The organism is Streptomyces sp. NRRL WC-3549, from assembly GCF_000721935.1.
GTDB lineage: Bacteria > Actinomycetota > Actinomycetes > Streptomycetales > Streptomycetaceae > Streptomyces.
Genome location: NZ_KL585394.1, coordinates 198,290 through 206,894 on the forward strand (window position 1 = coordinate 198,290; position 8,605 = coordinate 206,894).

An 8,605-nucleotide genomic window follows, 5' to 3' on the forward strand; every position below is an offset into this window, starting at 1 on the left:
GGCGAAGGTGTTGTCGACGACGAGCCGCACACCCGCCTGCCGGGCCACACCCGCGACGGCCGCGATGTCCGTGATGCCGAGCAGCGGGTTGGACGGCGTCTCCACCCACACCGCCTTGGTGCGCGGGGTGATCGCCGCGCGTACCGCGTCGACGTCCGAGGTGTCGGCCACCGAGAACTCCACGCCCCAGCGCGAGGCGACCTTCGCGAACAGCCGGAACGTGCCGCCGTAGGCGTCGTTCGGGATGACGACGTGGTCACCGGGGGTGAGGAGCGTGCGCAGGAGGCAGTCCTCGGCCGCGAGGCCGGACGCGAAGGCGAGCCCGCGCCGGCCGCCCTCCAGGGCCGCCAGGTTCTCCTCCAGTGCGGTGCGGGTCGGGTTGGCGCTGCGGCTGTACTCGTAGCCGCCGCGCAGCCCGCCGACGCCGTCCTGCTTGTACGTGGACACCTGGTAGATCGGCGGGACCACGGCGCCGGTGAGGGGATCCGCCGTGTTGCCGGCGTGGATCGCGAGGGTCTCGAAGCTGTGCTGGTCGCTCATGGGGCCGAGCGTAGTTCGTCCCAGGGGTACTTCCGGGCCACTGCGCCGGACGGGTACCCGTCCGGGGACAATGGGGGGCATGGAGATTCTGTGGTTCCTGCTCGCGCTGTGCATGCTCGCCGCGGTCGTCGGCCCGATCATGCTCCGCCGTCGCGGCGGCATCCGCCAGGTCGCGCCCGGCTCGCCGGACGCCGCCGACCCCGACGCCTACGGTTTCGCGCGCCAGGAGGAACTGGACGTCCGGATGCCCGGACCCGACCAGGACCTCATCGACGTCCTCGACGTCGTGCAGGGCACCCAGAACTGGCGGGCCGCCTCCCAACTGCTCGCGGCCACGCCCAAGGAGAGCGAGACCCGCTGGCAGCGGGTGCAGGCGTTCGCCGGCGCCGCCTCGCTCGAACTGGCCGGACGGCCCGGCGAGGGCGGGGCCTGGCTGCGGAACTGGCGGGCCGAGGCCCCCAAGGACGCCGGCGCCGCCGCCGTGCACGCGGAGTTCCTGGTCCAGCAGGCGTGGCGTACGGGCACGGTGGGCACGGACGATTTCCGGGTGATCCTGGAGGAGGCCCGCACGGTCTGCGGCGACGCGGCGCTGCTGGCACCTGGGGACCCGATCCCGTACGTCGTGGAGCTGGCCGTGGCCCGCGGCCTCGGCTACTCCCCCGAGCAGTTCGACCAGCTCTGGGCGAAGATCATCGACCGGGCGCCCGCGCACATGGGCGCGCACATCGCGGCGCTGCACTTCTGGTGCGAGAAGTGGCACGGCTCCCGCGAGGAGGCCGAACGCTTCGCGACCGCCGCCGCAGCCCGCGCCCCGCAGGGCTCACTGCTCGCCGCGCTGCCGCTGTTCGCGGTGTACGAGCATCTGCCCGAGGTCGTCCTGGTGCAGGGTTTCTACCAGGGCGCGGTGGTGACGAAGGCGGTCGAGGGCGCCCTGTTCGCGGTGCACGCGGCCCGCCGCGACGACCCGATGCTCGCCCATGTCCGGCACCTGCTGGTCCTCTTCCTGGTCCGCATGGAACGCTGGGCGGAGGCCGTGCACCAGCTGGTCCACATCGACGGGCACGTGGGCGCGCTGCCCTGGACGCAGAACCCGGACCCGGCCGCCGAGTACACGGTCTACCGCGCGCTGGCGGTCGCCGGGTACGAGGCGAACGGCGGCAGCCCGGCGACCCTGCCGCACTGACCCGCACCCTCCACCCTCCTCCGTCCTCCCTCCTCCCTCCTCCCTCCGACCGGAAGGGCACCTCGATGGCCCGCCTGATCCCGCTCGTCCTGCTCGGCCTCGCCGTCTACTTCTGGCTGCGCACCCGGAAGAAGACGGCCGCGTACCTGGCGTCGTACGAGTCGGTGGACGACCCGGCCCGCGACCGCCGCGACCCGCCGGCCCCCGCCGCCTGACAGGGCGGAACACCCGCACCCCGGACCGTGTTGTAGACGGTGAACCCGATCCCCGGAGGAGCCCCCGCATGTTCCTGACCCACCGCACCCCGCAGCTCCCCACCCGCGAGGAGGCCCTGCGCGGCCGCCCCGTGCCCGAGTTCTCGGTCCCGTCCCGTCACACGGTCCTCGGCAACCCGCTGACCGGCCCGTACCCGGAGGGGCTGGAGGTCGCCGACTTCGCGCTGGGCTGTTTCTGGGGTGCCGAGCGCAAGTTCTGGCAGACCGAGGGCGTCTGGACGACGCTCGTCGGCTACCAGGGCGGCTTCACCGAGAACCCGACGTACGAGGAGACGTGCTCGGGTCTGACCGGCCACACCGAGGCGGTCCGCGTCGTCTTCGACCCCTCGGTCGTGAGCTACGCCGAACTGCTGAAGCTGTTCTGGGAGTCGCACAACCCGACCCAGGGCTTCCGTCAGGGCAACGACGTGGGTACGCAGTACCGCTCGGCCGTCTACACCCACTCCCCCGAGCAGGCGGAGGCCGCGGCGGCGTCCCGCGAGGCGTACCAGCGGGTCCTGACCGGCGCGGGCTTCAAGGAGATCACCACGGAGATCCTCCCGGCCGAGGGCCGTACGTTCTGGCCCGCCGAGGCCTACCACCAGCAGTACCTGGACAAGAACCCGGACGGCTACTGCGGCATCGGGGGCACGGGCGCCACCCTGGAGTCCCCCTCCGAGACCAACTGGGGCCGCGCCTGCCCTACGGGCATCGCCCCCGCGCCGGAGGCGGCGGACAAGTAGTTCCCGGCCCCTGCTCCTCCGGTTCGGCGAGGTCCGGCGGCGGCCCCGGTCACACGACCTCAGCTCCGGCCGGGGCCGCCCCCGGTGTACGGGTGACGGGCGCCCCCGCGAGCTGACGAGCCGTCAGGATGTGGTCAGGTAGCAGGTGTAGGCCCCGCTCAGCTCCGTGGTGGTCGTCCCTCCGCCCGTGAGCGTCGAGACCGACCCGGTGCCGGTGAACGCGAAGGCATCGGGGTCGGTGGCCTCACGGCGCCAGGCGGCCGGGGCGTCGGCGTGGACGCGGCGGCACTGCTCCTCGGCGTAGTCGTCCACGTCGACGCGGTCCGCCCTGTTGCCGGGGAAGGACTCCTCCACCTCGGTCTGCGCCAGGACCCTGATGTCGTGCGGGTCCCCGCAGTCGGCCAGCCGTACGATCGCCGGGCTGTCGAGTCCCGTGGTGGTGGCGGCGCACCGCCCCCGCTCCAGGTCGGCCAGCTCCGCCAGCACCTTGTCCGCGTCCTCGGTCTTCGCGCCCTCGCCCGGCCCGAGCCGGCCGGCCGCCTCCCCGTACGAGCCGATCCTGAACACGGCCTTCATGCCCGTGAGGCCCCGGGTGAGGGTGTCCTCCCGGTGCAGGACGGCGAGGACGGGCGCGAGGTCCGCGGTCACTTCGGACAACCGGCCCGCGGAGTCCAGTCGCACCACCAGGTCCACCGGGGCTCCGCCGGTGGCCCTGAGGTTCTGGGGCAGGAGCTCGGAGACCACGTCGGTCAGCGCGGTCGCCCGGTAGACGCGGCTGCCGTCCGATCGCCGCTCCGGTGCCGTGCGGGGGATCACCCGCGGGACGAGGTCGGCGAGCGTGCCGCCGTACGGTGCCACCTCACCCTGTCTCGATGTGTATAAGAGACAGGGCTCGCCCAGTCGGGTCACCGCCTCGGGGGTGTACCGCAGCCAGGACGAGGAGGGGTCCTGCCGGGTGTAGACGTCGTCGCCGTCGGTGGCCACGGTCCGTTCGACCGTCGCCCCCGGCTCACCGATGCCCTCGGCGGCGGCCTCGTCGAAGTGCCGGTCCACCGTGAGGGTGACGACCGCACGGGACGTCCCCCCGGTGAAGTCCAGGCTGCCCTTGGTCCGCTCGACGGCGTCGCCGCCCCTGGACGTATAGGTCGTCGTGGCGGTGAAGACGGCGGTACCGGCCGCGCGCGTCGCGTCGACCGCGGCGCCGAACTGCTCGGCCAACGGCAGGCCGTAGACGGCTTCCCCCCGGGCCGCCCCCGACCCCGGGCCCCCCGCGTCGCACCCGGCCGTCGTCACACATACCGAAGCCAGCGCGAGCGCGGCTGTCCAGCGTCCTGCGATCCCCATGTCCCCACCCCTTGTACCTGCTGTGAGCAGGAACTCTTCCCTGTCCGGGGGGAGGGGTGCCAGCACAGGGGGATCACAAGGTCCTCTCAGGCGGGCCCTCCGGTCCGGGGCGCGTGCCCCGGACCGGAACGAGCGGGACCGGATCAGATCAGGCCCTGGGCCAGCATCGCGTCCGCGACGAGCTCGAAGCCCGCGATGTTGGCGCCCACCACGTAGTTGCCCGGGCTGCCGTAGCGCTCGGCGGTGGTGAAGCACGAGTCGTGGATGTGACGCATGATCTCCGCCAGGCGCTCCTCCGTGTGGGCGAAGGACCAGGAGTCGCGGGAGGCGTTCTGCTGCATCTCCAGGGCGCTGGTGGCCACGCCGCCCGCGTTGGCCGCCTTGCCGGGGGCGAAGGCGACACCGGCCTCCTGGAGCACCCGGACCGCCTCGGGGGTGGCCGGCATGTTGGCGCCCTCGGCGACCGCCTTCACCCCGTTGCGGACGAGGGTGAGCGCGTCCTGCTCGTGCAGTTCGTTCTGGGTGGCGCAGGGCAGCGCGACGTCGACCGGGACGCTCCAGACGCCCGCGCCCTCGACGTACCGCACGTGTCCGCCGCGCCGCTCGGCGTACTCGGAGATCCGGCCGCGGCCGGTCTCCTTGATCTCCTTGAGCAGGGCGAGGTCGATGCCCTTCTCGTCCACGACGTAACCGCCGGAGTCGGAGCAGGTCACGACGGTCGCGCCGAGCTGCTGGGCCTTCTCGATCGCGTAGATGGCCACGTTCCCCGAGCCGGAGACGGCGATGCGCTGGCCCTCCAGGGACTCGCCGCGGCTGCGCAGCATCTCGGCGGTGAACAGGACGCAGCCGTAGCCGGTCGCCTCGGTACGGACCAGGGCGCCGCCCCAGCCGAGGCCCTTGCCGGTGAGGACACCGGACTCGTAGCGGTTGGTGATGCGCTTGTACTGGCCGAAGAGGTAACCGATCTCCCGGCCGCCGACGCCGATGTCGCCGGCGGGGACGTCGGTGTACTCGCCCAGGTGGCGGTGGAGCTCGGTCATGAACGACTGGCAGAACCGCATGATCTCGGCGTCCGAGCGGCCCTTGGGGTCGAAGTCCGCGCCGCCCTTGCCGCCGCCGATCGGCATGCCGGTGAGGGCGTTCTTGAAGATCTGCTCGAAGCCGAGGAACTTCACGATGCCGAGGTTGACGGACGGGTGGAAGCGCAGTCCGCCCTTGTACGGGCCGAGCGAGCTGGAGAACTCGACGCGGAAACCGCGGTTGACGTGGATGTCGCCGGCGTCGTCCGACCACGGCACCCGGAAGATGAGCTGGCGCTCGGGCTCGCAGATCCGCTCGATGATGCGGGCGTCGACGAACTCCTGCCGCTGCGACAGCACCGGCCCGAGGGTTTCGAGGACCTCGCGGACCGCCTGGTGGAACTCCTTCTCGCCCTGGTTGCGACGGAGGATGTCCGCGTAGAGCTTCTCGATGACACGGTTCTCGGCTGCGTGCGGGGGCAGGGGTGCGGAGTTGGCCGGCATCTGATCAAGACCTTCCATGGGTGGGCGTCATGCGCTCGGCGCACCCGTCCCTGGGGCGCCGCTGGTCCCCCTCCAGGAGGAGAACCTCACGAAAGCGACGCTGCTTCCGAAGGCGTATGGAACCATTGCACCGGCCAATTGTCCCAGTGCCCGCCGAAGATCTTCGACTGCATCCACATACTGACCACCTCTGCCCGCCCCGGGCCCGCCGGATCAGGCGCCCACCGGGTGCGACCGGCCCCCGGTACGGGCCCGGCGGGCGGGCCCCGCAGTGGCGAAGCTCACACCTGACGGGCGGCCCGGGCGGCCGGCTCGGGACTCGCGCGGGCCGCGCAGCGTCCGGAGCCACGAGGGAGGACGCGCCCCCGGAGCCGGGGTGCAGCGGGCTGCGCCCCGGCTCCGGCGCGTCCGGTACGGCCGGTCAGGCCGCCGCGTTCTCCGTGATCGTCACCTTGCCCTTGCGGATGGTCGCCACCCGCGGCGCCTTGCGGGCGAGGGAGCTGTCGTGGGTGACCATCACGAACGTCAGCCCGTGTTCCTTCCACAGCCCGTCGAGCAGTTCCATGATCTCGTCGCGCATGGACTCGTCGAGGTTGCCCGTCGGTTCGTCGGCGAGCAGGACCTTGGGGCGTTTGACCAGGGCCCGGGCGATGGCGACGCGTTGCTGCTGGCCGCCGGACATCTCGCTCGGCAGGTGGGTGGGCCGGTCGCCGAGGCCGACGGACTCCAGGGCCTCCGCGGCGCGCTCGCGGCGGGCCTTGGCACCGAGGCCGAGGGGGACGAGCGCGGTCTCGACGTTCTCCTGGGCGGTGAGGGTCGGGATGAGGTTGAAGCTCTGGAAGACGAATCCGATGGATTCGGCCCGCACCTTGGTGAGCCGGGACTCGGGGAGCTTCGCCAGGTCGACGCCGTCGAGTTCGACGGTTCCGGCGGTGGGCCGGTCCAGGCCGCCGAGCATCTGGAGGAGCGTGGACTTCCCTCCCCCGGTCGGCCCCTGGATGACGAGCCGGCCGCCGTCCTCGATGGTCAGGTCGACACCGGCGAGTGCGTCGACCGGGTTCTTGCCTCGCATGTAGCGCTTGGTGACGCCGGTGAGCTGGTACACGTGTGGACTCCTGCTGTACGTATGACGGTGAGGGGCGGGCGGGGTGTCACTCGACGCGGCGCAGGGCGTCGGCCGGGCGCAGCCGGGAGGCCCGCCAGCCGCCGAAGGCACCCGCGACGATGCCGCCCGCCACGGCCAGGGCGACGGCGACGAGGATCGTGCCGAGCGAGACCGGGGCGGTCAGCGCGATGTCCAGGGTCTTGGACCCGGACCCGCCCCCGGGGCCGCCGCCCATGGGGCCGCCACCGCCCATGGGGCCGCCTCCCGTCCGGCCCGCGCCGCCCGAGGCGCCCAGCTCGGCGGTGAGGGTCGGGCTGACGGCGGTCACGGCGTACGCGCCGGCGACGCCGACGGCGATGCCGAGGACACCGCCCATGAGGCCGTTGACGAGGGCCTCGCCGACGACCTGCCGGGTGACGCGTCCGCTCTTCCACCCCAGGGCCTTGAGGGTGCCGAACTCCCGTACGCGGCGGCTGACCGCCGAGGAGGTGAGCAGTCCCGCGACGAGGAAGGCGGCGATCAGCACGGCGACGGAGAGCCACTTGCCGACGCTCGACGCCAGGTCCGAGGCGGTGGAGAGGGAACCGGAGACCGTGTCGGCGAGGTCGGCGGACGTGGTGACCGTGGTACCGGGGACGTTCTTCTGGATGGCTGCCTTGACGGTCTCGATCTGCTGGGAGTCCGCGGCCTTCACGTAGACCGTGGTGACCTTGTCCGCCGAGTCGGCGACGGTCTGCGCCTGCTCGAGGGGGATGTAGACGTCGGCCGCCGCGTCACCGCTGTCGGCCGTCGACATGCCGACGATCTTGTAGTCGGTCCCGGAGACCGTGACGTCCTCGCCGAGGGCGAGCTCCTTCTCCTCGGCGTAGGCGGAGTCGACGACCGCGACCTTCGCGTCGGTCTCGGTGGCCTTGAAGGTGCGGCCCTCGGTGATCGCGGAGGAGGTCAGCGGTCCGAGGTCCTGCCGGGTGACGTCGGTGCCGTAGACGGTGAAGGAGTCGACGTCGAAGGAGGCGCCACCGCCCCGGACCTCGCCCTGCGGCTGGCCACCGCCGCCGCCCCGGCCGCCCTGCGGGGCGCCGCCGCCCCCGTCCTGCTCGAACTCGCCGCGCTTGAACTGGCCGTCGACCTTCATGACGGTCAGGCTGAGGCCGCCCACGGCGTCCGCGACCCCGTCCTGCGCACCCACCGTGCCGACGGTGGCGGCGGCGAGTGTCTGGAAACCCTGGACCATGACCCGGTCGGTGCTCTGGGTCGCCTCGTCGTCGTCCTTGGCGTCGAACTCGAACCGGGGCCGCTCGGTGCCGCCGGACTCGGGTGCGGCGGCGGCCTTGGTCACCGTCATGTCCGTACCCAGGCCGTACAGCGACTCCAGGACCTTGTCCTGGGCCTTGCCCATGCCCGAGGAGACCGAACTGACGATGATGACCAGCGCGATACCGAGGGCGAGCCCCGAGGCGACGACGAGCGCCGCCTTTCTGCGGCGGCGCAGCTCGCGCCGGAGGTAGGTGAAGAACATGGCGCGAACGCTATGGAGCGGGGGTGATGAGGGGGTAAGCCTCCGATGAGAGCCGGATGAGAACCGTCACCGGGCCCGTACTCCGGCGCCCGGACACGGCAAAGGCGGCGGCACTCCGGGTGTTCCGGGGTGCCGCCGCCTCCGAGCGGGTACGGGGTCGGGCGGGTGGTCAGCCGGCGGAGCCCGCCGTCCAGTCCGACCAGCTCAGGTTCCAGCCGTTGAGCCCGTTGTCGGGGGCGATCGTCTTGTCCGGGGAGTTCTTGACGATGACCACGTCACCGATCATGGAGTTGTCGTAGAACCAGGCGCCGGCCGTGCCGGGGTCGTTGGCGCCCTGGGCGTCGGCCAGGCCGACGCATCCGTGGCTGGTGTTGACGCTGCCGAAGATGCCCTT

At 72.3% G+C, this 8,605-nt stretch carries 8 protein-coding genes and 1 pseudogene; 3 read left to right on the forward strand and 6 right to left on the reverse strand.

What is annotated here, in order from left to right:
- Positions 1-540 (reverse strand): aminotransferase class I/II-fold pyridoxal phosphate-dependent enzyme (locus tag IH13_RS0111625; protein WP_031083558.1); only part of this gene is annotated, 540 nt, incomplete at its 3' end.
- Between the two features lie 79 nt (positions 541-619).
- Between IH13_RS0111625 and IH13_RS0111630 the strand changes: the two genes are divergently transcribed.
- The 3 genes from IH13_RS0111630 (at position 620) to msrA (ending at position 2,720) form a co-directional block, all read left to right on the forward strand.
- Complete coding sequence (locus tag IH13_RS0111630; RefSeq protein WP_031083560.1) at positions 620-1,723, forward strand: hypothetical protein; 1,104 nt, start codon at positions 620-622, stop codon at positions 1,721-1,723.
- 65 nt (positions 1,724-1,788) lie between these two features.
- Positions 1,789-1,938 carry a hypothetical protein gene (locus tag IH13_RS43925; protein ID WP_199814632.1) on the forward strand — a complete coding sequence of 50 codons (150 nt, stop codon included), beginning with the start codon at positions 1,789-1,791 and terminating at the stop codon, positions 1,936-1,938.
- A gap of 68 nt (positions 1,939-2,006) precedes the next feature.
- Positions 2,007-2,720, forward strand: a complete 714-nt coding sequence (gene msrA / locus IH13_RS0111640) for a peptide-methionine (S)-S-oxide reductase MsrA (RefSeq protein ID WP_031083561.1) — start codon at positions 2,007-2,009, stop codon at positions 2,718-2,720.
- Positions 2,721-2,843: 123 nt separating this feature from the next.
- Here the strand turns inward: msrA and IH13_RS0111645 are convergent, their stop codons facing one another.
- The 5 genes and pseudogenes from IH13_RS0111645 to IH13_RS0111665 all read right to left on the reverse strand — a co-directional run.
- Complete coding sequence (locus tag IH13_RS0111645; protein WP_031083563.1) at positions 2,844-4,064, reverse strand: hypothetical protein; 1,221 nt, start codon at positions 4,062-4,064, stop codon at positions 2,844-2,846.
- A 143-nt stretch (positions 4,065-4,207) separates the two neighbouring features.
- Complete coding sequence (gene gdhA / locus IH13_RS0111650; protein WP_031083565.1) at positions 4,208-5,587, reverse strand: NADP-specific glutamate dehydrogenase; 1,380 nt, start codon at positions 5,585-5,587, stop codon at positions 4,208-4,210.
- 421 nt (positions 5,588-6,008) lie between these two features.
- Positions 6,009-6,692, reverse strand: coding sequence for an ABC transporter ATP-binding protein (locus tag IH13_RS0111655; protein WP_031083567.1), 684 nt, complete (start codon positions 6,690-6,692; stop codon positions 6,009-6,011).
- 46 nt (positions 6,693-6,738) lie between these two features.
- Positions 6,739-8,211 (reverse strand): ABC transporter permease, encoded by a 1,473-nt coding sequence (locus IH13_RS0111660; protein ID WP_031083569.1) that lies wholly within the window; start codon positions 8,209-8,211, stop codon positions 6,739-6,741.
- A 169-nt stretch (positions 8,212-8,380) separates the two neighbouring features.
- A pseudogene (locus IH13_RS0111665) lies at positions 8,381-8,605 on the reverse strand (hypothetical protein); the annotation flags it as partial.

Excerpts from the sequence above, each read along its gene's own strand:
- IH13_RS0111660 (WP_031083569.1), bottom strand. The coding sequence starts at position 8,211 with ATGTTCTTCACCTACCTCCGGCGCGAGCTGCGCCGCCGCAGAAAGGCG.
- IH13_RS0111630 (WP_031083560.1), top strand. The coding sequence starts at position 620 with ATGGAGATTCTGTGGTTCCTGCTCGCGCTGTGCATGCTCGCCGCGGTC.
- IH13_RS43925 (WP_199814632.1), top strand. The coding sequence starts at position 1,789 with ATGGCCCGCCTGATCCCGCTCGTCCTGCTCGGCCTCGCCGTCTACTTC.
- IH13_RS0111645 (WP_031083563.1), bottom strand. The coding sequence starts at position 4,064 with ATGGGGATCGCAGGACGCTGGACAGCCGCGCTCGCGCTGGCTTCGGTA.
- gdhA (WP_031083565.1), bottom strand. The coding sequence starts at position 5,587 with ATGCCGGCCAACTCCGCACCCCTGCCCCCGCACGCAGCCGAGAACCGT.
- msrA (WP_031083561.1), top strand. The coding sequence starts at position 2,007 with ATGTTCCTGACCCACCGCACCCCGCAGCTCCCCACCCGCGAGGAGGCC.